Here is a 25,487-nt window from a genome sequence, read left to right on the forward strand (position 1 = left end):
GCTCCCACGCTGGTCTCGGTGCGTGCGAGCCGAGTGACTCATGTCGGCGTGATGACCGCTCGACCGAAGTAGCGACCGTGCTTGAAATCGTCGATGGCGCGGTTGATCTCCTGGAGCGTATAGCGCTGGGTAAAGACGCGCACCTTCCCGCGAGCAGTGAGATCGATCAGTTCGACGAGTTCCTTGTAATTTCCGACGAGACTCCCGGCGACGGTCAGTTCGCCGAAGATCATCCGCACGGTCGGAATTTCCAGCGTCCCACCGTAGCCGATGATGAGGTGCGTTCCACCCTTGCGCAACATCTGCCAGCTTTGTTGCTCGACACCTTGCTCGCCGACGAAATCGAGGACCACATGCGCCCCACCGCTCGTCAGTTCTTGCACCTGTTGCACCAGATCGGCACCGCCCGGCAGGACATGATCCGCCCCGAGTTCGCCCGCTCGTTCGCGGGCGAGGGGTGAACGGTCGACCGCGACGATCCGCACCCCAGCCAGTGCACGCAAGACCTGCAACGCGATGTGCCCGAGCCCGCCGATCCCGATGATCACCACCCAGCCGTCGGGCGGGGCGATCCGGGCTGCGCGCTTGGCAGCTCGATAGGCGGTCAGTCCAGCATCCGCCAGGGGGGCGATGTCGACCAAGTCAACGCCCTCGGGCACCTTGACGAGCGCGCGCTCTGTCGTGACCAGATACTGGGCGAAGCCACCGTCCGAATCGAGTCCCGGGAATCGCGCACTCGTGCAGTACATGTCCTCCCCGACCCGGCAGCCGAGACACAGTCCGCAGGTGGCCTGGGGATGACAGATGACTCGGTCCCCGACGCGCACGTTGCGCACGGCGCTGCCGACCGCTTCGACGATGCCGGTGTTCTCGTGGCCGAGCGTGTAGGGAAGGAGTTTCCCCTCCGGATCCAGGATAGGGCGCCAGACTCCCTCGATGATGTGGAGGTCGGTGCGGCACAAGCCGGCGCCGACGATGCGGACGAGGACTTCGTCTGGCTGGCGAATCGTCGGATCGGGCACCTGCTCGAGCCGCAGTTCCTCCTGCATCGACGGGTCGTAGCGATAGAGTCGTGCCGCCAGCATCTCGCAACTCCCTTCGTCCCGCGCCGTGCGGGCTGGGTTCTGGATGGCCCCAGCCCGCCCTCCCTCTCCGATAGCCGTCTCAGGCTGCCTGGCGTGCGGCCAGTCGCTGCCCGATCGGATCCTGGGCGAGTTTGGCCTTCTGGGCCTCGATATCGATCCCGTAGAGGCGCGCGGCGTTCTCGCCCAAGATCTTCCGCTTGGCTTGCGGCGTGAGGTCGACCCCGTACTCCTGCTTGATATCCTCGGGCAGCTCGAAGCGGGCGAAGGCCTCGACGATCCACTTGGGTGTCCAGATGGCGTAGTCGCTGCCGAAGAGGATCTTGTCCTCGCCGAGCCAGTAGAGCAGGTTCGCCATGATCTCGGCGAAGTAGCGCGGGCGCGTCGCGATGAAAGCACTCGCCACGGCCAGACCGGCGTAGACGTTCTTCTCCTGCTTGGCGATCCAGCAGAAGTCGTCGAGGCGCGGCAGGCCGACATGTTCGACGATGAAATTGAGGTCGGGGAAGTCCGTCGCTGCGTAGTCGATATCGTGGACGTCGAAGGCGTCTTTGCTGAGCGGATAGACCGTCGGTCCTTTGTGGACATGGATATTCTTGATACCGAGTTCGCGGCACAGTTCCAAATAGCGGTAGGCCATCGGATCGCTCAGCTTCCAGCCGCGCGAGCCGTTGTACCACTCGGCGGTGTAGAGCTTGAGTCCGCGGATCGGGTACTGCTCGACCATGCGGCGGAAGGTCTCGAACCCGGCCTCGCCCCAGCGCGGGTCGAACGAGCCGCAGAGGATGAAGCGATCGGGATACTTCTGGACGAGTGCGTAGTTCTGTTCGTGCGTGTTGAACCCGTTCTTGAAAAACTCTTTGAGATACGTCGAATTGAAGATCCCCATGTCGACGTGGCCCTCGAGGAAGAGGTCACGAATCGCGTCCTCCTCGCTGTACTTCATGAATTTCTCGAAGGGCCAGACCGCTTCTTTGGGGCTCAGGGCCGTATGGTAGTCGTAGAAACACTTGATCCACGCCTCGCCCCACTGGTTGCGCCAGTTTTCCGGACTGCCGTCCCAGAAGTGGATGTGCCCGTCGATGACGAAGGCCTCTTGCCCGTCAATGGTGATCATCGCGTCACCTCCCTCGTGTCCTCGCTACCACTGCTGCCGACTCGCTAAGAGCGCTTCGCAGAGCGCTGTGCTCGCGCGGAGATTGACGACGGTCGCGCGCAGGCGCCGCAGTTCCGCGTCGAATCCTTCCTCGCCGATCGGCTCACCGTCCGGCCGCAGGAGCAGCGGCGCCGACGCGTCCAGCGGCAAGGCAAGTTCAGCCCGGCGCACGAGGTACCGCTCGACGATTCGTGCGCGTACTGGACCGCGTTCGCCGTGCGCGGTGCGGAGCCAGGCATGGTCACCTTCGATCTGGAGTGCGCTCAGCGAAGCCTCGGTCAGCTCCGTCACCTGAGCCCCACTCTGACGAAACGCTTGGATCAGGACCAGGAGACGACTGAGATACCCCTTGACGAGAAAGCGTCGGCGTAATTCCTCGAGGTCCTCGCTCGCCTCGTCGGGAAAGAGTTCGTGGAATGAGCGCCCGGCGGTCACGCCGTCGGAGAGTTCACGAGAGGCGAAATGGTCCTCGACCTCGACGCGCACCGCTGTAATGCCGGGGAGGTCCAACAAGGCGCGTCGCACGCCATCGGCCATGAGATAGGCGAAATTCGGTGAGCACCAGTAGGTCGGGAGGCGCAGCACGACGCGAACCGTATCGCCCGTCTGTTCCAGTGCGTGAACGAAGCCGAGCCGGACGATCGACTCGTCGAGTTCCGGATCGAGGACAGCGTCGAGCCGTTCCCACAGGGTAGCTCGGTCCATACTACCTCCCAGCCGGACGGAAGAGAGACCAGATGACCCACTGTGCTCATCCTCAGCGTAGATGGGAAGGCGGAGGGGAACAAGAGATCGCCCTGGATTTTGGCACTATGTGCCAAAAACCTGGAGCCGGGCCACCTGGTGAAGGAGCGCGCTCATCAGTTCGCCCTCCGCTTCGAAACGTCGACGCGGGAGACTGATGCCGACGGCGAGGCCGACGGGTTCGTGAAGCGCAGGGGTCAAGGGGACAGCCAGGCAACAGGCCCCGAGCGTGAACTCCTCGCGGTCGTACGCGATACGATGCTGACGGACCGCGTCGAGCTCGGAAAGGAGGCGCGACGGATCGGTCAGCGTGAACGGGGTTCGTGAAGGGAACTGCGAAGCCTGGAGGTAGTCCGGCCAGTCTCGTCGCTCGCGACCGGCGAGGAGGATTTTGCCCAGTGCCAGTGCGTGCGCCGCACCGCGGAAGCCACGCCCGAGCCCGGGTAACTCTCGCACACCACGCCGGCCGTGCACGTAGACGATTTCCACGTCGCGATCGGACCATGCAGCCAGATAGGTGCGGCAGCCCGTGATGCGCCCGATTTCGTCGACCAGCGGTTCGAGCGCTTCTGGGCGTGCGGAGGGACTCGGCAGGCAAGCAGCGAGGCGATAGAGGGCCGGGCCTGGGCGCAAACATCGGTGGCGCTCCAAGAGGGCATATCCACTCGCTGATAGGGTGTGGACGACGTGATACGCGGTCGAGAGACTCACCCCCAGTTCGATAGCGAGCTCCTTGACCGTCAGCGTATCGTGTCGCTGAGCTACGAGCTCGAGAGCCTTGAGCACCCGGTCTCCCGTGCTGAGCGTCCGGAGAGGGCGAGAGCGTGCCATGGTGTGGCCTCCAGCGCGCTGTGTTACCGGCGACACGATCACCGTAGCTGAATGCTGCTGGCTCGTCAAGTCCGCTGTGCGACCGGTCAGAGCGGCACGGGCACGCTCCCCGTCCGGCATGCGGGCCGGGTGCACCGCTGGGGACACGTGGGTTCCTCTGGGATCGATCTTGACATCCGCTTCGTTGTCCAGCAGAATAAATCCCGACTGAATGAGTCGGGATTCTCCGGTGGCCGCCGAGCCCTGACCGTCAGTCCACCTCCGGAAGGGGTTGGAAGACGGAGAGACACGACGACTGGAGCAACATCATGCGTCGCCGCGATCTCATCCGCCTCGGCGGTATCGGGCTCGTCAGCGGTACCTCGCTCCTGATCGGGTGCTCGAACGCTTCCGTAGCGCCGACACCGACTTTCTCGGTGACCGAGACGACGACCGCGAATGCATCGCCACCGACTTCCGCGCAGACCCCTGTTCCGCAGACGTCCGCAGCGCCCTCGACAGCAGTGCTCACGATCTACTCTGGTCGTTCGCGGTCCTTGATCGGCCCCCTGCTCGACCGCGTCGGACAAGAGGTCGGACTCGACGTCCGGGTTCGGTATGGAGACACTGCTGAGCTCGCGACGGCCATCCTCGAAGAGGGTGACCGCTCACCGGCAGACCTTTCCTTCGGGCAGGATGCAGGAGCGCTCGGCGCGTTGGCGAAGGAGGGACGGCTGATTCCCCTCCCTGTGGAGCTTCTCGAGCGGGTACCAGCCGCGTTCCGTTCGCGACAAGGTCTCTGGATCGGTATCAGTGGACGCGTTCGGACAGTGGTGTACAACACCGATCGCGTCAGGGCTGAGGAAATTCCAGCATCGATCGTCGACTTCGCAGGCAACGGACGATGGCGTGGCCGCCTCGGTTGGGCGCCGACGAACGGCTCCTTCCAGGCGTTCGTGACTGCTTTGCGGCGCCTCCGTGGTGAGGACGTCGCACGGTCGTGGCTCGAAAGTCTCAAGGCGCTCGAGACACGCGTCTTCCCGAACAATGCCACGATCGTGCAGGCGACGATCAATGGGGAGGTCGAGGCAGGATTCGTCAACCACTATTATCTCATGCGCGAGCGGGCTCAGGCCGGTCGTCCGCTTCCTGCCGAGAATTTTTTCTATACGAACGGTGATCCGGGTGGGCTCGTCAATGTCGCGGGTGTCGGCATCTTGGTCACGAGTCGTGCTCAGGATGCTGCTCTTCGTTTCCTCGATTACCTCTTGACAACGGCGGCCCAGCGGTATTTTGCTGAGCAAACCTTCGAGTACCCGCTCGTGAAGGGAGTGTCGGCTCACCCGGACCTGCCGCCGCTCGAGACACTCAATCCGCCCGCCCTCGATCTTTCCGATCTCGACGATCTCCGGGGAACGTTGAGCCTGCTTCAGGAGGTCGGCCTGTTGTGACCGTGCGACTCGACCGCCCCAGCCGCGAGCGTGCGAGACGGCCTCGTCGGTCCGTGACGACGGTGCAGACGCACGACCTCCTGGCGCTGGTCATCGTGCTGTTGGCCGTCATTCCCGTTCTCTATCTGGTGTGGCGCGCAGCAGGGGGTGGTGAGCGGACGCTTGCCACCCTCCTGCACCCGCGCACGGGTCAGTTGCTCCTCCGGAGCGTGGGGCTGGCGGCTGCGGTTGCTGGAACGAGCGCTGTGGTCGCTCTCCCGCTCGCCTGCTTGACTGAGCGTGTGGCGGTCCCCGGGCGGCGCTGGATCGGAGTGCTGGTCGCTCTGCCGCTCGCGGTTCCGAGCTATCTCACAGCGTACGCTGTCGTCGCTGCATTCGGTCCGCGCGGGGCACTCGCGTCGCTGCTCGATCGCTCGGTTGGGTCGTTCCGGTTGCCGGAGGTCTATGGCTTCTTCGGTGCCTGGTTGACCTTGACGCTCGTTACCTATCCGTACAGCTATCTGGCTGTGCGCGCGGCGCTGCGTGGGTTCGACCCCGCGTTCGAAGAAGTCGCCAGGACTCTCGGAACCGGGCGATGGATGCGTTTCTGGCGGGTGACGGTACCGTTGTTGGGGCCGGCAGTCCTGTCGGGGATGCTGCTCGCGGCGCTCTATACACTGAGCGACTTCGGAGCGATCGCGATTCTCCGGTATTCCACACTCACCTACAGCGTGTACAATCAGTATCGTCTCTCCTTCGATCGTTCAGCCGCTGCGGGCTTGGCGCTTCTTCTGGTCAGCTTGGCAGTCATGCTGGTCCTCGCGGCGCGCGAGTGGCAGCGACGGGTGGCGTTCTATCGCACCGTCGGTGTGCGCCGGCCCCAGGCGGCGCTCCGCCTCCGGTGGTGGGGCTGGCTCCTCGTGCTCGCCAGCTCGGTCTTTCCGGCACTCGCCTTGGGGCTGCCAGTCGGAATGGCCCTGTACTGGTTTGCCCGGGCCCGGGCAATCGGTGAGGTACTGCCTTCAGTGGGCGAGCCGCTCGTCAACACGCTCTGGGTTAGCCTGCTCGCCGGTGCCGTCACGGTGGCAGCGGCTTTTCCTGTCAGTCGGTCCGTGGTGCGCGGTAGGCGGCGCCTGGCAACAGTGCTCGATGTGCCGCTGTGGATCGCCTACGGTCTTCCTGGAATCGTGCTCGCGCTGGCCCTCGTCTCGATCTCGGTTCGCTTCGCGCCGTGGTTGTATCAGACGATTCCGCTCTTGATTTTTGGTTATACCCTCCGGTTTCTCTCCGAGGCGGTGGGTACACTCAGGGGTACACTGGTGCAGCAAAATCCGCGCCTCGAGGAAGCGGCGCGGACACTCGGCATGCGGCCTTGGCAGGTCTGGGTGAAGGTGCAGCTGCCCTTGACCCTTCCTGGTCTCGTCAATGCGTATGCGGCCGTGTTCCTGACCACGGTGAAGGAACTTCCGGTGACGCTCCTACTCAGTCCCATTGACTTTCGAACGCTGTCGACGACCGTCTGGAACGCAACGGCCGACGCATTCTGGTCGCACGCGGCACTCCCGGCGCTGCTCCTCGTCTGCGTCGGCGTTGCACCGATGGGACTGCTGGGTTGGTGGCAGGAGCGGGCAGAGGGGAGGAGAGGGATACAGTGAGCGGTGCTCCACTGGTCCGGCTGGCTGGTGTCTGGAAATGGTATTCCGACGGCGCGCGCCCGGCCGTGCGGGATCTCTGGCTCGAGGTGACCAGACACGAATTGCTCGCCATTCTCGGCCCGAGCGGCTGTGGAAAGACCACGACGCTGCGGCTGATCGCAGGTTTGGAACGACCCGACGAGGGAGTCATCGAAATCGGTGGCTGTATCGTTGCCGAGGGTCGTCGTTTTCTGCCTCCTGAAGAGCGAGGTGTGGGACTGGTCTTCCAGGACTACGCGCTCTTCCCGCATTTGACGGTGGAGGAAAACATCGCGTTCGGACTCTGGCGGCTGTCGCGAGGCGAGCGCAAACGGCGTGTCGATGAACTGCTGAGTCTCCTGGGGCTCGAGGAATACCGTTCGCGGTATCCGCATCAACTCTCCGGGGGGCAACAGCAACGCGTGGCGATCGCGCGAGCCCTGGCGCCGTATCCCGCGGTCCTGCTGCTGGACGAGCCCTTCGCCAACCTCGATGCCGAGTTACGCCACCGGATGCGGGAGGAGTTGCGGCGTCTGCTCCGTGAGGTAGGTGTCACGGTCGTGCTCGTGACGCATGACCGCGACGAGGCGCTCGCGCTCGCCGATCGGGTCGCGGTCATGTTGGACGGGACGATCGGACAAGTCGACAGCCCGGAACGGGTGTACCATGAACCGCGTACCCGCGAGGTCGCAAAACTGCTCGGGCAGGCGAATTTCGTGCCTGCACGCATTTGGGGATCGGTTGGGCGGAGCGACCTCGGCACGTTCGCGCTCGACGGGGTGTCAACCGTGTCGAAGGAGATAGAACTCTTGATCCGACCCCGGGACGTCATCCTCGAGCCCCATCCACAGGGGGTCGCCGTCGTTGTCGACCGTCGTTTCGTCGGAGCTGAGACCATCTACCGTGTTCGTCTGCGCTGTGGTATCACGGTCGAGACAAGCCAGCCACCGTCCGTCGAGCTGGCGATCGGCGAGCGAGTCGAGGTTCGCTGCAATCGTGGACGACTGGCTGCCTTCGTCGGCAGCGACCGAATCGGGCTCGCCGAACTCCTCGACGGCGTGCAGCAGGTTTCGGCCGAGCACACTGCGATGGACTGAGTCCGTGGAGGAGTGGTTGCTCGGTCAGGCCACTGGCTCCATTACAGCAAGTGAAGAGCGAAGGCATGCGCATAAGTGTGCTTATGCGCGCATATTCGGGCAAGCCTGCGGCACCGAGCACACGACGGGATCGACACGCGTGAATCCAGATCCCGTGAATGGTCCAGCGCTGTGATGACCGGTCGGCGGCGCGCGCCGCACGCTTGACCGCGATCGCAACGGTTGCGAAGCTGTCGTCGGGCGGCGCACTGGGCGTACGTCCCGGGACCGCGGTGCAGGTATCGGCTCGTGCTGCTGCCTCGCTGTGCGCACAGTTGCACCAGCGAGCAGCCCGCTCACCGCGACGATGAGCACCTCGCCCGCGCGGAGGAGAGGCGCTGCCCACCGCTCCCCTACCCTTTTGCAGCGAGTGGTGTTCTGTCAACAGTGACCGGCGGCTGTGGAGTGCTGGCTGGGGTCTGCTCGGCGGAGCGGGGAGCGGTGGGACGGGTGATGGGTGGTGACCGCTGGGTGCGCCGTCAGACGAGACGGGTCGCGACCCCGATCGCCCCACCAGCGATGATGAGCCAGGCCGAATTCACCTTGAAGCGGAGGAGCGCGACGAGCGCTCCGATCGCCAAGAACCCGCTCAGCGGATCGCCGATCGCCGTGCGTCCGAGTTCCCACAGCACACCGGCCATGAGCGCGACTGCCGCCACGTTCAGACCGTCCAGGAGCGATGCGAGCCAAGAAGAGCGGCGCAACCGCGGCGCCACTGGCCGGACCACTGCGACGAAGACGAAAGCTGGCAGAAAGATCGCGATCGTCGCGAGCAATGCGCCCGGTAGGCCCGCTACCAGATACCCGATGAAGGTCGCCGTCGTGAAGACCGGTCCCGGCGTCACCTGCCCGACCGCGATCGCGTCCAGGAGTTGCTGGTCGGTCAACCAGGCGAGCCGTTCGACGAAGTCGCGCCGCAAGAAGGCCAGGAGCACGTACCCACTCCCGTACAGGACCGAGCCGATCTTGAGCAAGGTGAGGAACAGTTCGAGCAGACTGACCGGTGCGCTCGCACTACCGACGGGAACCGTGCTGGTCGCGAGCGCACCCACGGGCGCGAGCGCGAACGACTCCGCGCGACGTCGCCCGATACGGAACACCAGCATGGCGAGTGCAGCACCCGCGAGCAGCAGGAGTTCGTGGACGCCAGCGAGGTAGAGGAGGAAGACCAGCAAAGCCAGCACGATCCGGATCGTTCGCCGGATGGCGAGCTTCCCCAAGCTCCAGATCGCCTGGCCGATGATGGCGAGGAGAACCGGCTTCACTCCCTCGAGGAGCCAGATCGCTGCTGGCACGGTGCCCCAACGGACGTAGAGCCAGGCGAGGACGAGAACGATCGCGGCAGCCGGGAAGATGAAGAGTATCCCACCGACGAGGAGACCCGGCCAACCGGCTCGGCGATAGCTGCATTGGATGACCATCTCGGTCGAGTTCGGCCCCGGGATGAGGTTCGTGATTCCGAGAAGGTCGAGGAACTCCTGCTCGCTGAGCCAGTGCCGACGAACGACGACCTCTTCGCGCAGCATCGCGATATGGGCAGCTGGCCCCCCGAAGGCGAGGCAGCCGAGTTTGAGCGCCACGAGTGCGACTTCAGTGAGATGGCCGCCCTGCTCGCTGTCCGTTTCGGCGAGACTGGTTCGCACCGGTGGTGCCTCGCTCACGCTCATCTCCGAACGATCGACCGATGCCGGCATCGGGGTGTCAGGATACGTCAGAGGAGACACGCTGGGTTGTCGCTCTCACGATCGGAGCGAGACGAACTCGCGGTGTCGCGAGTTCGTGAACCGGACTCGAGTGCCGACCCACCGCTTCCTGGACGATCGCGCGTTGCGACGCGCCGGCGAGAAGCGAGCCGCCATCAATCGACTGAGTACCGACCGGCAGTTCCCCGACGAGACCGACAGGAAGTGCGACGGGTCTCTTCTCCCTGTGCCCGCAAGGCAACTCTTGACTGCGAACAGGTGTTCGATTACGATGCATGCGAACGCATGTACGACTTTCGGCGCGGGAAGGGGGACACGTGCCGGTATCGCGAAGCTCTGGTTGCGGAGAGTGCGTTGTCGGAGACGAGGTAGAACTCGTTTCGGAAGCTGCGAGCGCGAGTCGCGCGGACGATCCCCGTCGCGAGCGGATCGCCTGGCTCCGCCAGCTCATCGTCGAGCGTTTCGGCCCGCACGTGTTGCTCGATCCTGCATGCCTGGCGTTGGATGCTGACTGCGTTCGACCGGCGATGCCGCCCGGTTCGGCTAGAAGCCCACGGTTCCTCTCGACCGATCTCCTCGGGCTCGATCTTGTGCTCGGCGGTGGCCTTCCCCGGGGCCGGCTGATCGAGCTGGCTGGCCCACCCTACTCCGGCAAGCGGACACTGGCTGGCTGGTTCGTCCGGGCTGTGCAGCGCAGCGGTGGTTGGGTCGCCTACCTCGATGCGGCGCACAGCGTCGACTTCGATCGCCTGTATCACTGGGGTGTCGCTGTCCTCGACCTCCTCGTCGCGCTCCCGCAATCCGTCACCGAGGCGCTCGAGCTCGCGCGCTTTCTCGTGCTGTCCGGTGCGCTCGACCTCGTCGTGCTCGACCTTCCACCGCACCTCGCGCGGCGGCCGGAACTCGACCGCGGTCTCCGCCAGCTCCGTCCGCTCCTGCGCGGTCTGCCGGCAGCGTTCGTCGTCGTCCGCGATCGAGTGGACACGCACGCGCTCGCCGCTGCACAGGTACGACTTCGGGTCGAGCCGATCGCTCAGCTCGTCCGACCGGGACTGCTCGCGGCGCATGCTTTGCCCGAGAGCTTGCGCGTCCGTGTCCACGTCGAACGTAGCCCGCTGTGGCCGCCGCGCGATCCGCCGGTACCGATCGAGTTGTGCCTGCGCGAAGGAGTGCGTGTCGCGCTCGAACGGATCGATCTCGGTCTAGCGCTCGGCGTCGTCCGTCTGCATCCACTCGGCCTGGTTTTCGCTGAAACCATCCTCGGTCGAACGCGTGAGACCGCGGCAGCGCGTCTCCAGGACGATCCGTCACTCCGGTCACGGGTGGAGGAGGAGATCCGTGCCTGTTGGCTATCTAGCGATCGATCGCTGGCCGCACGAACCGCTCCCTGAACTCCTCGCCCCGCTCACACCGGCGATCCAGAAAGACGAGGAAGAGCGGGGAGTCTGGTTCGATGCGAGCGGCGTCCGGCTCCAGTACGGTAACGAGGAGCGGTATGGCCGGGCAATCCTTGCCGCCTTCGTGCAGGCAGGTGGAACTGGCCGGATCGGGATCGCCGCGACGCCCTGGGTCGCTCGGCTGGCTGCCCGGCTCGCGACTCCGGACGAGGTCATCGTCGTCCCGGAGCCGGAGACACGCGCTTTCCTCCGCCCGTTGCCGCTCGAGTGGCTTCCTTTGCCGTCCTGCGTCCAGGATCGGCTCCGCGCGCTCGGTATCGTGACCATCGGCCAGTTCGCTGACCTCCCACTGCAGGGCCTGCGCCGGCGTTTTGGGGCCGACATCGTGCTCGCGCATCGTCTGGCCCGCGGAGACGACCCGACTCCGTTCCGCGGCTGGGCACCGCTCGCTCCGCTTCGCGCTGAGCACGCGCTCGAGCCGCCGGTCGCAACGAGCGACGCTCTCGAGTCGGCGCTCCGTCTGCTCTGCCAGCAGATCGCTGATGGGCTCGCTGCGCTCGCTCACGCTGCTCGCAACATCCAACTCGAGCTGGTGGAGGAAGACGATCGGACTGTCTCGCGCCTTCGTCGTTTACCCCAGCCGCTGCAGACAGCGTCTGATCTCTTCGCCGCTGCCCGGTCGCTTCTCACCGGTATCACCGTCGTCCGCCCGCTCGCGCTGCTCCGTCTCACGGTCGAGGAGCACGCGCCCGTGCACGCGAGTCAGCCAGCGCTCTTCGCGGATACCCCGGTACGGGCTGCCGAACGCGAGCGCCTCTGGCAGGCCGCACAGCGGTTCGCTCGGGGGCGAGTCGTCCGCCTCCGCGAGCACGTTCCGGCTGCCCCGCTCCCGGAACTCCGCTGGCGTGTCCAGGGTACGACGCACCTCGCGGCGCATCCGCTCCACGGCGAGCCGGTGCGAGTCGCACGTCGCCCGAGCGGCTGGTGGCTCTGGCTCGAGGAGCGCTGGATACCCATCGTGCGTGGTGGTCTCTACGAGCGGCTCGATCTCTGGTGGCCGGTGGAACGCCACCGTCGGACGGTGTGGGTCGAGCTGGCCGATGGCCAGCGGCTGCTGCTCGCCCGCGACCACCTCGCACGCGATGGCACGTCCGAACGACCGGCCTGGCGACTCGTCGGACGACTCGATTGAGGACAGGAGCGCAGGATGTGTGCACCGTACGCCGAACTCCATGTGCATTCGTGTTTCTCGCTCCTCGACGCCCCATGCCAGCCTGAACAACTGGTCGAACGAGCAGCGACACTCGGCTACGAGCACCTCGCCCTCACCGACCACGATGCGCTGCACGGTGTCGTTCGCTTCGTCCGCGCTGCCGAGCGAGCCGGTATCCACCCGATCGTCGGTGCCGAGGTGACGATGGAGGACGGGAGCCATCTCACGCTCCTGGCTGAGGACGAACGCGGCTATGCGACGCTCGCGCGTCTTCTGTCAGCGGCGCGACTCGGTTGGCCGACGCCCGAGGGACCGGGGGAGACGGAATCGGCACTTGCTGGCTCGTCCGAGCGACGAGCGGTCGCGCTACCCTGGCGCTGGCTGACCGAGTACCACGAGGGACTTCTCGTCCTCACTGGGTGCCGGCGAGGGCCGCTCGCACAGGCGCTCGCTCGGGGAGAGCGAGCCGCGGCGCTGGCGCAAGCTCGCTGGTTGGCGCGCGTCTTCGGTAGCGATCGCTGCTTCGTCGAGCTCCAGGAGCACGGCGAACGCGGAGACCGCGAGCGCTGCGCCGAGCTGGCTGCGCTCGCGAGCGCGACCGGCCTGCCGGTCGTCGCCACCGGGAACGTCCACTATCTCGACGAACAGGGCTGGCGTCTGCAGGATATCCTCGTCTGCATCCGCGAGGGTATCACGGTCGATACGCCCCATCCAGCCCGCAAGACGTCGGCAGCGTACCGGCTCGTCGCACCAGCGACGATGGCGCAGCGGTTTCGTTCCGTGCCGACTGCTCTCGTGAACACACTGCGCATCGCCGAACGCTGCCAGGTTGCGCTCGATTTCCGGCACGTCCGCTTCCCACCGTTGCCCCACCTCGTGCCACCCGGCGAGACACCGATGCAGACTTTACGACGCTGGGCATACGAAGGAGCACAGCGCCGCTACGGCACGCTGACCGAGCCGGTCGTCCGGCAACTCGAGCACGAGCTCGGGGTCATCGAGCGGCTCGGCGTCGCTGAGTTCTTTCTCATCTGTGCCGATCTCGCCAATCGCTTCCGTGGTCGTGGCCGCGGATCGGCAGCGGACTCGCTCGTCGCCTATTGTCTCGGCATCACACAGGTCGATCCGCTCGCCCATCGCCTGCTCTTCGAGCGTTTCCTCAACGAGGAACGCCCCTCCATGCCGGATATCGACATCGATTTCGGCCTCGAGGACCGCGAGCGGGCGCTCGCCTACGTCTACGCCACCTACGGTGTCGAGCACGCCGCGATGGTTTGTAATTACGTCACCTTCCAAACCCGGAGCGCGATCCGTGACCTCGGTCGTGTGCTCGGCTTGCCAGCCGAGATCGTCGATGAACTGGCGAAGAGCCAGGGACGCCTGGGCGAGCGGCTCGCCGAGGTTGCACGGCTCCTGGCTCCGCGCCTGTCCGGCGAGCAGCGTCGTCGTCTCGCCTGGCTGGTGCGCTTGGCTCCACAGCTCGAGGACATCCCTCGGCATCTTTCCGTCCATGTCGGAGGAATGGTGATCGCGGGTCGGCCGGTCGTGGAACTCACCACTGTCGAGCCGTCCCGAATGCCTGGTCGTATCGTGCTCGGCTGGGACAAGCGGGACATCGAGGAAGCCGGACTCATCAAGACCGACCTGCTCTGTGTCCGTGCACTCTCGGTCGTCCACCAGGCAGTCGAGCTCGTCGAGCGCACGACTGGCGTCCGCATCGATCTCGATCGGCTCCCGCTCGACGACCCAGCAGTGTACCGGCAGCTCCAGGTGGCCGACACGATCGGCACGTATCAGGTCGAGAGTCGGGCCCAGCAGCAGAGCTTACCGCGCACTCGCCCGGAACGGTTCGAGGATCTGATCGCCCAGGTCGCGATCATCCGGCCAGGGCCGATACAAGGCGGGATGGTGCATCCCTATATCCGCCGGCGCCAGGGGATCGAGCCGGTCCGCTTTCTCCATCCCAAGCTCGAGCCGATCCTGCGCGAGACCCTCGGTGTGATCCTGTACCAGGAGCAGGTGCTCGAGGTCGCGATGGCGATCGCGGGGATGACGCCTGGTCAGGCCGATGCCTTCCGCCGGGCGATGGGCAGCAAGCGCTCGCGGGCCGCGATGGAGGCCTTGCGCGGTGACTTCCTGGCTGGTGCCGAACGGAACGGTGTGCCGCGGCCGGTCGCCGAGCGGATCTTCGCCCAGATGGCAGCGTTCGCCGAGTTCGGCTTCTGCAAGAGCCATGCTGCAGCGTTGGCACAAACGGCCTACGAGACGCTCTGGCTACGGGCGCACTACCCAGCTGCACTGCTCTGTGCGCTCTTGAATAACCAGCCGATGGGCTTCTACGCGCCCGAAGTCCTGATCTGGGATGCGCTGCGCCGCGGTATCCGCGTTCTCCCACCGGATGTCACCGTAAGCGAAGTACGGGCGACTCTGACAGGTGATCCAGTTCGTGGGCCGGTTCGGCTCGGCCTGGCTGCTGTCCGCGGTATCGGGACAGCAGTAGCCGAGCGGATCGTTGCTGCACGGGCTGACCGTCCCTTCCGTGATCCCGCTGACGTGGTACGTCGGGCTGCGCTCACCCCGGAGCAGGTCGAAGCACTCGTTCTCGTGGGAGCGTTCGAGACGCTCGCTCCAGGAATCGGCCGCCGCGAGCTGCTCTGGCAACTGCTCGCGGTCGCACGAGAATGCCCAGATTGCCCACGACTGCTCGAGGTGCCTGAGCCGGAACCGGTGTTGCCACCGCTCGATCTCGTCGAGCAGACGTTCCTGGACTATGCGATCCTCGGATTCTGCCTCGACCGGCATCTCATGGAGTTGTACGAGCGGCAGCGACGGATCCTGCGCGTCGTCCCGGCAGCACGGCTCCGCACGCTCCCGCATGGCGTGACAGCGCGCGTCGCTGGACTCGTCGTCTGTCGGCAAGCACCTCCGACGGCCCGTGGCGTGCTCTTCCTCACGCTCGAAGACGAGACCGGACTCGTCAACGTGATCGTGCCGCCACCAGTGCGTGAGCAGTACCGGACGATGCTCCGTCGGCAACCGGTGCTGGTGATCGATGGGCGTGTCGAGCGCGAGGGATCACTGGCCAGCCTGGTCGCTGAGGAGGTGCGACCGCTCGGCCGACCGCTCGGCCCGGTCGCAGAGCGGGTCGGGACGCTCTCGCACGATTTCCGCTGAGCGTTCCTGGGGACACGCTTGCTCCCTCGCGCTCACTCGCCAGCATCCAGAGCATCCTGGCCAGCCGATCGCCTTCCGAGGGATCGAGCTCGTCCCAGTGTGCCAGCCGCTCGCGGATGTGCTCGATCGTCGGATTTCCGGCATGCTGTCGAGCCCCGAGGGAGTCGGCTGCGATGCTGCTCGTCAACATCCCGATCACGCCGATACCGACCAGCATCGACACTGCTGCAACGACGCCTCCTGCTTCTGTTCGCGGCGCAAAATTTCCGGAGCTGACGGTCGTGACTGTCACGATTGCCCAACACAGCGCATCGCCGTAACTCTGCACGGCTGGCTCGACCAGCCCGAAGATCGCGCTGCCGAGCGCGACGATAGCGCTCGCGACCGCGAGCCCAGAAGCGAGTCCATTGTGTCGGGCGATCGCTCGCAGTTCTCGCGTCGCACGCCAGAGCCAAACGCCAGCCCGAAGCAAGCGGATGAGCCGCAGGATGCGAGCGACGCGAAACTCGTCCCAGGGGAGGATCGCGATCAGTTCGCTGAGATGTTCGCGGACGAACGGCCTCCGATCCAGAGCCTGACCGAGCCGCACGGCAGAGTCCAGCACGAAGATGCCCTAGATGACGCGATTTGCGAACGCGGTTTCCGGATCGTGCGGCAGCGTCAGGAGCCAGACAGTCAGAATCGCCAGGGCCGCCATGGTCAGTTCAGAGAGCCGAACAGGCAGCGGTCGGCGTTCGTGCACTGGTGGTCACCTCCGCGCGCGTGCTCCCTGTGTTCCCCACACGAGAGAATCCCGCAATAGGGATATCTTGCTATTCTCATGTACATGTGCTATATTCCGAGGCAGTGACGGAGGCTGCCCATGCTCTCGCGAACGAGTCGGTACGCCTTGCTCGCAACGATCGTCCTCGCGCAGCACCCAAACGAATGGATGACTGCACGCGATCTCGCGTTGGCCACGGCGATCCCCGCCAACTACCTTACGAAGATCCTCCATACGATGGCGCGTGCGCGTGTGCTCCGCTCGCAACGCGGACGTGAAGGAGGCTTTCGCTTGGCTCGACCGCCCGAGCGAGTGAGGCTCGCTGAGATTGTCTCGCTCTTCGAAGAACCGCATTTCCTCAGCTACTGCCTGCTCGGCACCGAAACCTGCCCAGCTGATCGTCCCTGTATCGCGCACGACCGTTGGCTGGCTGTGGTCGAGGCCGTCGCGCGCTTCCTCGACGAGACGACGCTGGCTGATATCGCGCGTGCGACGGATGGCGGGCCGGTCGGGCCGCTCGGCGTGCTTGTGTCTGGCAGTGGAGCCTTGGAACGGACGGTTGGAGGAGAACAGGGGGTTCGCGATGAGTCTTTCAGCTGAGGCGATCCGTCAGCACCATCGAGCGCTCTACGACCAGCTGGCGGCCTTACTTTCGGAAGACGGGATAGTGACCGACCCGGATCGGTTCGTGCGCTTTCTCCACGAAGAGCTCTTGCCGCATGCCGAGGAGGAGGAACGCGAACTCTACGACCGGATCGAGCCGTCTATTCCGCCCGACCAGGCGACCCTGACGATGCGACTCGATCATGCAGCGATCCGCCGCTCTGCCGAGGAGCTTCGCGGCCTGGTAGCCAGTCTCGCGACAGCCTCAGCGGCGGAGCGCGTACAGCTCGAACAGCAGGTCCGACGCCGCGCGATCGAGCTGGCTGCTATCGTCCGCTTGCACCTCGAGAAGGAGGAGCAAGCCTATCTCCCGCTCTACGAGCGGCTAGCGAACGAGATCGAGCTCGACGTGCGGGACGTACCACCGCCGCAGCGGCATCCGCTCATCTTCAGGACGTTCGAGGAATTGGCACCCGGTCAGGCCTTCGTACTCGTGAACGATCACGATCCGAAGCCGCTCTACTACCAGTTCCAGGCAGAACTGGCTGGCCAGTTCACCTGGGACGACCTCGAGCGTGGTCCGCAGGTCTGGCGCGTCCGTATCGGAAAGGTCGGCTGACGAGGGGAAGGCAGCACTCCGATGCACCAGCGATCCCGACGCCGCTTCGTCGTGTGGCTCTCGCGTGGGCTGATCGCCTTCGGTGCACTCGCAGCGGCGCTCGGGGTTCTCGCTGGCCTCGCACGGATGGGTTGGCACATCCCCCTTCCGCACCGCGCGCAGCTCACCGTCCAGCACGGCCCGCTCCTGGTCGTCGGCTTCTTCGTCACCTTGATCGGCCTGGAGCGGGCCGTCGCGGTGGGCCGCCGCTTCTCGTTCGCTGCGCCGCTGGCCGCACTCGCTGCCTCCCTCGCTTCGCTCGCAGGCGCACCCCCGCTGATCGTTCAACTTCTCATGCTGGTTGCCTTCCTCGCCTTTACGCTCACGTTCGGGTACCTTCTGGCAGTCGCCCGGACCGTCCACCATGCCGTGATGTTCGCCGGTGCGCTGTCGTGGCTCGTGAGCGGTTTCCTCCTCTCGGCAGGTGTGGGTATCCCGGCTCTCGTTCCCTGGTGGCTCACCGGCTTCGTCCTCATCATCACCGGCGAACGCCTGGAACTGGCCCGGGCCTTGCGACCGGATCGCCGGGTACGCACCTGGTTCGTCGTGTCCGTCTCGCTCCTCCTCGGCGGGACCGTACTGGAAATGTTCGCGACAGCAGCCGGTGCTCGTCTGCGCGGACTCGCTCTCCTGTCGCTCGCCCTCTGGCTGCTCCGTTTCGATGTCGCCCGCCGGGGACTGCGCCAGCATGGTCTCCACCGTTTCAGTGCGGTGTGCCTCCTGCACGGCTACTTCTGGCTGGCTGTCGCTGGCCTCCTCGCACTCGCCTTCGGCCACCAGCGGAGCGGTTTCCGGTACGATGCGCAGATTCACGCGCTCGCGCTCGGTTTCGTCTTCTCGCAGGTCTTCGCGCATGCGTTCATCATCTTCCCCGCCGTCACCGGCCTGCGCCTCGCGTACCGGCGCTTCACCTACGCGGCTCCGGCCGTGCTCGGCGCTTCGCTCCTGCTCCGGCTGGCCGGTGATCTCGTCGCTGACGCAGCGCTCCGGCGAGCTGGTGGGCTCGGTAATGCCCTCGCGCTGGTGACCTTTGCCGTCTCGATTGCTGCTGGAGTCAGCCGTACGCAACGTGCCCGCTCCCCTTCTCCACCGGTGTCCGGTAGACTAGCCACACACGCTCTCGGGCGGGTCGGGGATGGAGGGGAGGATCCGGATGCGCGTCTGCCTCGGTGATGTACTCCGGACGATCGACGGGCACGATGCGGGTACGATCGAGTGGATGCTGATCGATCCCTCGTCGCTTCGGGTGAAGAGCGTCGTGATCCGGCGCGGGTTCATCCTGCGGCACAGCCTGGTCGTGCCACTCTCGGAACTCGAAGTGCTCGAGGACGGCAACACAGCAGGACTGGTGATACGGCGGACACGGGCGGCGCTCGACGAGTTCCCCGAATTCCAGAAAGAGCTCTACACCGGGGAACTCATCCAGCGACTCACCGGTGAACGTACCAGCCCGTTCTATATCCCGCAGTGGATTCCACCGGCTTCTCTAGAGGAGCCACCGCCACCCTCGCCAGAAGTTGTCGAGCTCGGCGAGATCGTGCGGACGATCGATCAGGCCAACGCAGTGCTCCACCGTGGTGCTGCAGTCGTCACCGCTGAGGGAGAGCGGGTCGCGCACCTGCACGACCTGTGCGCAGCGCTGCCGTCCGGCGAGCTCGTCTCGGTGCACGTGCGCTACGGCTTACCGCCACACGAGCTCGAGATTCCGGTTGAGGCCGTGAGCAGTGCCGACGACGGTGTCCTGTATCTCCGCTGGTGGCGCACCGACTTCGAGCGCGGGATTCACGGGCAGTGAACGGGCGAGCGGGAAGGGTGCCCAATGACAAAACGTGACGTTCGTGGCATCGTCGTCGGTAGCCGCAATGCTGCCGTCGGGTTTCCTTACGCGATCGAGGTGCTGCGGCGCGGCGGCACTGCGCTCGAAGCTGCGATCGCTGCAGTGAAAGCAGTCGAGGACGATCTGCGCGATCAGGGAGTTGGCACTGGCGGTATCCCGAATATCCTCGGTGAGGTGGAACTCGATGCGAGCGTGATGGATGGTCGGACGCTCGCCGCTGGCGCAGTCGGTGCCCTCAAACATTACCCGCATCCGATCGAAGTTGCCCGCCGGATCATGGAGTGTACGCCGCACGTCATGCTCGTCGGTGACGGAGCCGAGCTCTTCGCGCGTACCCACGGTTTCCAGCCGGCGAATCTCCTCACACCGGAGGCAGAGGCGATCTGGCGTGCGGTGATCCGCGGTGAACGCAGTACCGAGCAGAACGTGTACGAAGATCACTACCAACTGTATATGTCGGTCGTCCGTCGATGGCGCCAGCTCCTTCACCGCGAGCTCTTCGGCACGACCAATGTCATCGTGCGTGACCTCGCTGGCAACATCGCGAGTGCGGTCTCGACGAGCGGGTGGGGTTTCAAGTGGCCGGGGCGACTCGGTGACTCGCCGATCATCGGTGCGGGGAACTACGCGGACAACCGTTTCGGCGCTGCAGCCTGTACCGGCCGTGGGGAGATGGCCATTCGCTGTGCCACCGCGCACAGCGTCGTCATGTACTTGCGGTTCGGTTTCACCCTCGAGGACGCGCTCCGCCAGGCGATGCTCGATCTCCGTGCCCTGGACGACCCCTATGCCGAGGCCGATACCGTCATGAACATCGTCGCGATGGATCGCGACGGCAATGTGGCCGCTGCCTCGACATCGCCCGAGGCGACATATGTCGTCCAGACGATCGACATGGAGACGTACGAGGAACGCCCTCGCCTGCACGTTCCGCTCCGAGAATGAACAAGCGCTGAATCGCCACTGGCCAGGATGCGGTGGGCAGGGTGTGGTCCACTCCGATGGGCCGCCCAGACGCGGGCGTGCTGAGCCGAGCTGACGGCCTACGCTAGCTGGATCGCACAGGAGGTGCGCTAGGTCCCACCGAAACGTGTTCCGTACCTGGCACGGTGAAGAACGGGCACTCGATCCCGGTGCTCTCGATGCGTTCCGTACGGCTCTCCAGGGCGAGGTCCGTACTCCTGGTGATGCGGGCTACGACGAGGCTCGTGCTGTCTGGAACGGGACGATCGATCGTCACCCGGCGTTGATCGTTTCTGCTCAGACAGTCGAAGACGTGCAGCAGGTCGTGGCGTTCGCTCAGCAGCACGAGATACGACTGGCTGTGCGGGGCGGCGGCCACAATTTCGCTGGTCACTCGACGTACGACGGTGGAATCGTGCTCGATCTCTCTCCGATGAGGCAGCTTCAGATCGATCCCGCTCGGTGCCTGGCGGTGCCCGGCCCTGGCCTTTGCTGGGCGGACCTGGACGCGGCGACGCAGCAGCACGGTCTCGCAGTGACCGGCGGACAGATTTCGCACACCGGTATCGCTGGATTCACGCTCGGCGGCGGGATGGGGTGGTTGGCACGGCAACTCGGTTTGACGATCGACCATCTCCTCGCCGCTGACATCGTGACCGCCGACGGTACGCTCCGGCGCGCAGCACCGGACGCTGACGTCGATCTCTACTGGGCGATCCGCGGTGGCAGTGGGAACTTCGGTGTCGCGACGTCTTTCACCCACCGGTTGCAGCCGGCCGGGCCGGAAGTCTCCGTCTACCAGTTGGCTTTCCCGATCGAAGCTGCCGCACCAGTCTTCCCGGAAGCCGAGAAGCTTCTGGAAGCGAGCCCACCGAGTCTGTCGGCAACCTTCGTCTTCCTGACGATACCGGAAGGCGTGCCGGCCGATGCACTGATGCTCGTATCGACGGCATCCAGCGAGCTGGCCGTGCAGAGTTTCGCACGGTTCCGCAGACTCGGAACTCCTGTCTTCGAGGAGACCGTCCGGGTGCCGTACACTGCGCTGCAACGCATGCTCGACCAGGTCGCTGCACCGGGGCTCCGTTACTACGGTCGCGGCAACTTCCTCGACACGCTCGATCCGCTCGTCATCGAACCGCTGGCCAGTGCTTACCTGGAAGCGCCATCGCCACAGAGTCTTGTTCTGTTTGTTCGTCTCGACGGCGCAGTCGCCACAGTTCCACCGGCGGCCATGGCGCTCGCGCATCGCAACCGGCCCTGGGCGGTGACCGCCCTGGCGATCTGACGTGACCCAGCCACGACGGTGCGAACCGAGCCTGGATCGAACGAGCCTGGGGCGCTTTGCCTGCTCTGCCGAAGGCCGTCTACGTCAACGAACTCGGTGACGAGGGGAACGAGCGCGTGCGTGCTGCCTACGGCCCGAATTACGAGCGTTTGAGCCAGCTCAAGCGACGGTACGATCCCAACAACCTCTTCCGCCTCAGTCAAAACATCCTGCCAGCTTGACTCACCCGGTGCGCCCGGGCATGAGAGGCTGCCCGGGCGCGTGCTGGTCATCCAGCGAGGGCGATACCGAAGAGTCGTCCGACGCCGAAGGTGATCGCGGCAGCTGCCAGCCCGATCAGCACTTGCCGCAACCCGGAGCGAAGTGCGCTGCGACCGGTGATGACCGTGATCCCGGCTCCGAGGAGAAACAGGGCCAGCCCGCTCAGCACGACGCTCGCCACTGCTGCCCGTATCCCGCCCCAGGCGATGTACGGCAGGACGGGGACGATGGCTCCGACCGAGAAGAGCAGGAAGGACGCGATCGCGGCTTCCCATGCCGAACCGCCCAGCTCCTCGGGGTCGATGGCCAGTTCCTCCCGGACGAGCGTCTCGAGTGCGGGTGCACCCTCGCGGATCAGCCGGTCGGCGAGTTGCCGTGCCGTCTCGGCCGGTACCCCCTTCGCTCGGTAAATGAGTTCGAGTTCCTCGCGCTCCTCTTCCGGGAATGCGATCAATTCGTCGCGCTCGATCCGGATCTGGTGCTCGAAGAGTTCGCGAGCGCTCTGTACCGACAACCACTCACCCATCGCCATCGAAAGGGAACCAGCGAGGAGCCCAGCGATCCCGGTGAGCAGGATCGTCCGCGGAGCGAGGTCAGCTCCCGCGACACCCATGACCAGGCTCAGATTGGAGACGAGCCCGTCGTTGGCCCCCAACACCGCGGCACGCAGCGCGTTCCCACCGACCGCGCGATGTCTTCCCTCCAGCGCTGCGAGGGCACTCCCCGGTAGCCCGCTCGGGCGCTCACGCCCGATGAGCTGCAGGATCCGCGCGTGCTGGTGCTCCGTTTGGGGGAGATTCGCACGTGCGGCCTCGGGCTGCGCATCGTACTTCGCCTGGTCTGCCCACTCGCGTGCCGTGATCGTCGGGATGACCACGGCAGGTCCGAAGCGGCGTGCGACCCACACCAGTACCCGCGTCCGCCAGCTCGGTCGCGGCTGCGGTACGGAAACGCCGAGTTCCTGGAGCTTCTCCTCCCAAAATCGGGCGTGTTGCTCCTCCATCGCTGCCAGTCGCTCGAATACCTCGCGCAGTTCCAGTGTGTGCTCGGCTTCGGCGAGTGCCCGGTAGAGCGTCGCGCTGTCGATCTCGTCCTGGAGGTTCGTGCGATACCGGACAGCGGCCTCCTGCCTGTCGTTCACTGCGTCCACCTCCCGCTTGTCGAGACCGTCTCCGCTGATCCTCTCGGTGACGAAAGATCGAATAGCCGTTCATACTGGCGGCCGGTATGGAGGTTGGCACGGCAGCGGTCTGCGATGAGGTCCCACGGCCGTTCTGGCCACAGCATCGACCGGACCGCTACACTGCGCAAGGGTGAAAACGCGAAAGGGGTTAGGGATGGAGCTGATCGAGGTGTGGTCGCGAACCAATGGCACTGTGATCAACGCCGCGACGGTCGCTGTCGGCACGACGTTCGGTTTGCTGTTGCATGGTCGTTTACCGGAACGCATGCAGCGCATCGCTGTTCAAGGAGTCGGGCTCACGACCGTCTTCATCGCACTCTCGATGGCGGGAAGTCTCGGTAAAGCGACCGTCGGGCGTCTCGATGGGATCGTGTTGGGGCTCCTGACGCTCGTCGTGGGTGGTCTTCTCGGAGAGTGGTGGCGGGTCGAGGAAGGGCTCGAGGGAATCGGGAACCGGATCAAGCAGTGGGTCGGCGGCGGGGGGTCGTTCACGGAGGGCTTCGTTGCCGCGAGCCTCCTGTTCTGCGTCGGACCGATGACGCTCATCGGCTCGCTCAACAACGGTCTGACTGGTGACGCGACGCTCCTCATTATCAAAGCCACGCTCGATGGGCTCTCCAGCGTCGCGCTCGCCAGTGCCTATGGCATCGGTGTCGGCTTCTCGATCCTGGTGATCCTCGTCTACCAGGGCGGCGTCTCCCTCGCGGCCGGTGCGCTCGCGCAGCTTCTCCCCGATCCGGCCAGTGATCCCCGTGTGCTCCTCGTAACAGGTGTCGGCGGCCTCATGATGATCGGTATCGCCATCAACCTGCTGGGGATCGGTCGCGTGCGGGTGGGCTCGTTCCTTCCCGCCTTGCTCCTGGCACCGTTCGTCTCGATGGTCGCTCGCTGGTTCGCTTGAGGTCGATGCCACGTTCCGACAAGCGACGGGTCAGGCGCGCCGGAGCCCTCCTCACTCGGCGTACACGGTCACGCTTGCCAGCGCCACCCACGGCTCCTCACCGGTTTCGCCCGGTGTAGCCAGCGAGAGCGTGATCTGGAGCTGCGATGTCGTGAGGATTTGTGGCTTGTCGATGACCCACGCCACCGTCGACCAGTCCCCATGGGGGAACGGACTCACCCCTTCCCAGAGGGTGATGCCGTTGATGCTGATACGGAGCACGGGTGCGAGTGGGCCCGTATTGCTCATCCCCTCGACGACCAGGACGAGACGCTGGATAGGCTCAGGCGTGTTCAACCAGATCCGTCCCGAGTTGGCACCGCTCTGGAGCCCGTGGAGGATTCCAGCGTTCGCTGGGAGCATGACGTCGGGGAGTCCGGTCGCTGGAGCGGTTCCCGCGAGCGCATTCCCCGCGAACGGATACGGTGTCAACGTCGTGAGCAGGTTACCGACACTCGTGACCGGGACCGGTTGACCGACGCGGGCCATCGGCGGCAGGTTCGCCCACGGGTCCGGCGTCGGTGTGGGAATCGGCGTTGGAGTCGGCGAGGGTGTCGGGGTCGGTGTGACGGTCGGCGTCGGAGTGATCGACGGCCAGGGGACCGCTGTCGGAGTCGGCGTTCCGATCTCGATCGCACTCGAAGGGTTCGGCGTGACTGTGGGCCAGACGACATCGGGCTTCGGTGCCGGTTGTGGCGCAACCACAGGCTGAGGTGTCGGACTCGGCTCCGGCGACGCGATCGGTGTTGCGGTGGGTTCGACGGTCTTCGCCGGTCGTGGTGCGGGCGTAGGAGTCGCTGTGCTCGCCCGACTGACCGAAAGCGAGGGGAGTCCCGGCCCCTGGGCTGGCGCGGGGAAAGGCGTCGGAGTCGGCGTCGGGCGGCTGGTGCGCAACGTGAACGCTGGCGCGCTCGTTGTCGCTGGCTGACCTGCTTCGGCACTCGGGCGGTTGCCGCTGAGAGTATCGGCGAGCGCGATTCCGGCCCATAGTCCCCCGATCAACGCTACCGTGGTCACCGCGACGACCAGCGGGCGACGCATGATGTCTACCAGTCGCTCCCGCAGAGCGATGCGCAGCGTTCCTGCTGACGTCGCCCGCTCGCTGGCGGTCGCGAACGGAACCGTCGCGGTGGACGATCTCGATCTCCTGGTGCGCTGCTGATTCTCGTCGGTGCGCTGGGCGGCCAGAAGCTCGAGGAGCTGCCGGCTCGGATGACCCTCGCCAGCACCCTGCCGGGTATGCAAGTGCGGGCAACAGTCGAACGCACCCATGCAGTACGACGCCTGCCAGCCCAAGTCGGCGAGTGGCTGCTGGATCATGTTGCAGAAGCGTTGGTCACCGAGCGAGATCGCCTGCGCCTCGGGATCCGACAAGAGACGAAAATACGGGCAGGCCGGGCGAGGCTGGAGTCGCCGATCCTCGTGCCAGCGTTCCTCGAGCATGCCTGTCGCTTCCCTTCCCGCTTCCCTCGGCCC

General features: G+C 65.5%; 22 protein-coding genes and 2 pseudogenes. 15 read left to right on the top strand and 9 right to left on the bottom strand.

The window, feature by feature from the left end; translation table 11 throughout:
* Positions 1 to 38: 38 nt before the first annotated feature.
* The 4 genes from OO015_RS13260 to OO015_RS13275 form a co-directional block, all read right to left on the bottom strand.
* The gene (locus OO015_RS13260) at positions 39 to 1,085 is read right to left on the bottom strand and encodes an NAD(P)-dependent alcohol dehydrogenase (RefSeq protein WP_265941930.1); all 1,047 of its coding nucleotides are present in this window, start codon (positions 1,083 to 1,085) and stop codon (positions 39 to 41) included.
* 79 nt (positions 1,086 to 1,164) lie between these two features.
* Positions 1,165 to 2,199, bottom strand: coding sequence for an amidohydrolase family protein (locus tag OO015_RS13265; protein WP_265941932.1), 1,035 nt, complete (start codon positions 2,197 to 2,199; stop codon positions 1,165 to 1,167).
* Positions 2,200 to 2,223: 24 nt separating this feature from the next.
* Positions 2,224 to 2,943, bottom strand: a complete 720-nt coding sequence (locus OO015_RS13270) for an iron-sulfur cluster assembly protein (RefSeq protein WP_265941934.1) — start codon at positions 2,941 to 2,943, stop codon at positions 2,224 to 2,226.
* Between the two features lie 105 nt (positions 2,944 to 3,048).
* Positions 3,049 to 3,960 carry an IclR family transcriptional regulator gene (locus OO015_RS13275; RefSeq protein WP_265941936.1) on the bottom strand — a complete coding sequence of 304 codons (912 nt, stop codon included), beginning with the start codon at positions 3,958 to 3,960 and terminating at the stop codon, positions 3,049 to 3,051.
* A 161-nt stretch (positions 3,961 to 4,121) separates the two neighbouring features.
* Here OO015_RS13275 and OO015_RS13280 point away from each other — a divergent pair, with 161 nt between their 5' ends.
* The 3 genes from OO015_RS13280 to OO015_RS13290 all read left to right on the top strand — a co-directional run bounded on the left by OO015_RS13280 (position 4,122) and on the right by OO015_RS13290 (position 7,992).
* Positions 4,122 to 5,243 carry an iron ABC transporter substrate-binding protein gene (locus OO015_RS13280; protein ID WP_265941938.1) on the top strand — a complete coding sequence of 374 codons (1,122 nt, stop codon included), beginning with the start codon at positions 4,122 to 4,124 and terminating at the stop codon, positions 5,241 to 5,243.
* Positions 5,244 to 5,305: 62 nt separating this feature from the next.
* Positions 5,306 to 6,877: an ABC transporter permease gene (locus OO015_RS13285; RefSeq protein ID WP_265941940.1), complete on the top strand. Its 1,572-nt coding sequence runs from the start codon at positions 5,306 to 5,308 to the stop codon at positions 6,875 to 6,877.
* A complete protein-coding gene (locus OO015_RS13290; protein WP_265941942.1) occupies positions 6,874 to 7,992 on the top strand; it encodes an ABC transporter ATP-binding protein in 1,119 nt (372 codons plus the stop codon). The genes OO015_RS13285 and OO015_RS13290 overlap by 4 nt, the downstream gene beginning before the upstream one ends.
* Positions 7,993 to 8,510: 518 nt before the next feature.
* On the opposite strand, the gene chrA is transcribed toward OO015_RS13290, so the two are convergent.
* Positions 8,511 to 9,698: a chromate efflux transporter gene (gene chrA, locus OO015_RS13295; RefSeq protein ID WP_416236599.1), complete on the bottom strand. Its 1,188-nt coding sequence runs from the start codon at positions 9,696 to 9,698 to the stop codon at positions 8,511 to 8,513.
* 353 nt (positions 9,699 to 10,051) lie between these two features.
* Here chrA and OO015_RS13300 point away from each other — a divergent pair, with 353 nt between their 5' ends.
* From OO015_RS13300 to OO015_RS13310, 3 genes are read left to right on the top strand one after another with little or no spacing between them, the layout of a single operon-like run.
* Positions 10,052 to 11,125, top strand: a complete 1,074-nt coding sequence (locus tag OO015_RS13300; protein ID WP_265941946.1) for a recombinase A — start codon at positions 10,052 to 10,054, stop codon at positions 11,123 to 11,125.
* Positions 11,073 to 12,323 carry a hypothetical protein gene (locus tag OO015_RS13305; RefSeq protein WP_265941948.1) on the top strand — a complete coding sequence of 417 codons (1,251 nt, stop codon included), beginning with the start codon at positions 11,073 to 11,075 and terminating at the stop codon, positions 12,321 to 12,323. Before OO015_RS13300 ends, OO015_RS13305 begins: the two co-directional genes overlap by 53 nt.
* A 15-nt stretch (positions 12,324 to 12,338) precedes the next feature.
* A complete protein-coding gene (locus OO015_RS13310) occupies positions 12,339 to 15,518 on the top strand; it encodes a DNA polymerase III subunit alpha (protein WP_265941950.1) in 3,180 nt (1,059 codons plus the stop codon).
* A gap of 229 nt (positions 15,519 to 15,747) precedes the next feature.
* Here OO015_RS13310 and OO015_RS14270 read toward each other — a convergent pair.
* Both OO015_RS14270 and OO015_RS13320 read right to left on the bottom strand, forming a co-directional pair.
* Positions 15,748 to 16,122: pseudogene (locus OO015_RS14270) on the bottom strand (ion channel); the annotation flags it as partial.
* A gap of 9 nt (positions 16,123 to 16,131) precedes the next feature.
* Positions 16,132 to 16,260 (bottom strand): hypothetical protein, encoded by a 129-nt coding sequence (locus OO015_RS13320; RefSeq protein WP_265941955.1) that lies wholly within the window; start codon positions 16,258 to 16,260, stop codon positions 16,132 to 16,134.
* Between the two features lie 120 nt (positions 16,261 to 16,380).
* On the opposite strand from OO015_RS13320, the gene OO015_RS13325 reads away from it, so the two are divergent.
* From OO015_RS13325 to OO015_RS13355, 8 genes and pseudogenes are all read left to right on the top strand, one after another.
* A complete protein-coding gene (locus tag OO015_RS13325) occupies positions 16,381 to 16,881 on the top strand; it encodes an RrF2 family transcriptional regulator (RefSeq protein WP_265941957.1) in 501 nt (166 codons plus the stop codon).
* Positions 16,865 to 17,248 (top strand): annotated as a pseudogene (locus OO015_RS14275) (hemerythrin domain-containing protein); the annotation flags it as partial. The gene OO015_RS13325 and the pseudogene OO015_RS14275, both read left to right, overlap by 17 nt.
* 33 nt (positions 17,249 to 17,281) lie before the next feature.
* Positions 17,282 to 17,503, top strand: a complete 222-nt coding sequence (locus tag OO015_RS14280; protein WP_416236606.1) for a DUF2249 domain-containing protein — start codon at positions 17,282 to 17,284, stop codon at positions 17,501 to 17,503.
* Positions 17,504 to 17,524: 21 nt separating this feature from the next.
* Entirely contained in the window at positions 17,525 to 18,715 is a 1,191-nt protein-coding gene (locus OO015_RS13335) for a hypothetical protein (RefSeq protein WP_265941961.1), read from the top strand.
* Positions 18,696 to 19,337, top strand: a complete 642-nt coding sequence (locus tag OO015_RS13340; protein ID WP_265941963.1) for a hypothetical protein — start codon at positions 18,696 to 18,698, stop codon at positions 19,335 to 19,337. The genes OO015_RS13335 and OO015_RS13340 overlap by 20 nt, the downstream gene beginning before the upstream one ends.
* A 24-nt stretch (positions 19,338 to 19,361) precedes the next feature.
* Positions 19,362 to 20,324 (top strand): N(4)-(beta-N-acetylglucosaminyl)-L-asparaginase, encoded by a 963-nt coding sequence (locus tag OO015_RS13345; protein WP_265941965.1) that lies wholly within the window; start codon positions 19,362 to 19,364, stop codon positions 20,322 to 20,324.
* A gap of 145 nt (positions 20,325 to 20,469) precedes the next feature.
* Positions 20,470 to 21,627 (top strand): FAD-binding oxidoreductase, encoded by a 1,158-nt coding sequence (locus OO015_RS13350; protein ID WP_265941967.1) that lies wholly within the window; start codon positions 20,470 to 20,472, stop codon positions 21,625 to 21,627.
* Between the two features lie 56 nt (positions 21,628 to 21,683).
* The gene (locus OO015_RS13355; RefSeq protein ID WP_265941969.1) at positions 21,684 to 21,848 is read left to right on the top strand and encodes a BBE domain-containing protein; all 165 of its coding nucleotides are present in this window, start codon (positions 21,684 to 21,686) and stop codon (positions 21,846 to 21,848) included.
* Between the two features lie 47 nt (positions 21,849 to 21,895).
* On the opposite strand, the gene OO015_RS13360 is transcribed toward OO015_RS13355, so the two are convergent.
* A complete protein-coding gene (locus OO015_RS13360; RefSeq protein WP_265941971.1) occupies positions 21,896 to 23,029 on the bottom strand; it encodes a VIT1/CCC1 transporter family protein in 1,134 nt (377 codons plus the stop codon).
* Positions 23,030 to 23,225: 196 nt separating this feature from the next.
* On the opposite strand from OO015_RS13360, the gene OO015_RS13365 reads away from it, so the two are divergent.
* Positions 23,226 to 23,972 (top strand): DUF554 domain-containing protein, encoded by a 747-nt coding sequence (locus OO015_RS13365; protein WP_265941973.1) that lies wholly within the window; start codon positions 23,226 to 23,228, stop codon positions 23,970 to 23,972.
* A gap of 51 nt (positions 23,973 to 24,023) precedes the next feature.
* Here OO015_RS13365 and OO015_RS13370 read toward each other — a convergent pair whose 3' ends face one another.
* A complete protein-coding gene (locus OO015_RS13370; RefSeq protein WP_265941975.1) occupies positions 24,024 to 25,454 on the bottom strand; it encodes a Tat (twin-arginine translocation) pathway signal sequence domain-containing protein in 1,431 nt (476 codons plus the stop codon).
* Positions 25,455 to 25,487 lie beyond the last annotated feature (33 nt).

Origin of the sequence: Thermomicrobium sp. 4228-Ro (genome assembly GCF_026241205.1) — a bacterium.
GTDB lineage: Bacteria > Chloroflexota > Chloroflexia > Thermomicrobiales > Thermomicrobiaceae > Thermomicrobium.

Excerpts from the sequence above, each read along its gene's own strand:
- OO015_RS13260 (WP_265941930.1), bottom strand. The coding sequence starts at position 1,085 with ATGCTGGCGGCACGACTCTATCGCTACGACCCGTCGATGCAGGAGGAA.
- OO015_RS13265 (WP_265941932.1), bottom strand. The coding sequence starts at position 2,199 with ATGATCACCATTGACGGGCAAGAGGCCTTCGTCATCGACGGGCACATC.
- OO015_RS13270 (WP_265941934.1), bottom strand. The coding sequence starts at position 2,943 with ATGGACCGAGCTACCCTGTGGGAACGGCTCGACGCTGTCCTCGATCCG.
- OO015_RS13280 (WP_265941938.1), top strand. The coding sequence starts at position 4,122 with ATGCGTCGCCGCGATCTCATCCGCCTCGGCGGTATCGGGCTCGTCAGC.
- chrA (WP_416236599.1), bottom strand. The coding sequence starts at position 9,698 with ATGAGCGTGAGCGAGGCACCACCGGTGCGAACCAGTCTCGCCGAAACG.
- OO015_RS13310 (WP_265941950.1), top strand. The coding sequence starts at position 12,339 with ATGTGTGCACCGTACGCCGAACTCCATGTGCATTCGTGTTTCTCGCTC.
- OO015_RS13325 (WP_265941957.1), top strand. The coding sequence starts at position 16,381 with ATGCTCTCGCGAACGAGTCGGTACGCCTTGCTCGCAACGATCGTCCTC.
- OO015_RS13335 (WP_265941961.1), top strand. The coding sequence starts at position 17,525 with ATGCACCAGCGATCCCGACGCCGCTTCGTCGTGTGGCTCTCGCGTGGG.
- OO015_RS13340 (WP_265941963.1), top strand. The coding sequence starts at position 18,696 with ATGCGCGTCTGCCTCGGTGATGTACTCCGGACGATCGACGGGCACGAT.
- OO015_RS13345 (WP_265941965.1), top strand. The coding sequence starts at position 19,362 with ATGACAAAACGTGACGTTCGTGGCATCGTCGTCGGTAGCCGCAATGCT.
- OO015_RS13365 (WP_265941973.1), top strand. The coding sequence starts at position 23,226 with ATGGAGCTGATCGAGGTGTGGTCGCGAACCAATGGCACTGTGATCAAC.
- OO015_RS13370 (WP_265941975.1), bottom strand. The coding sequence starts at position 25,454 with ATGCTCGAGGAACGCTGGCACGAGGATCGGCGACTCCAGCCTCGCCCG.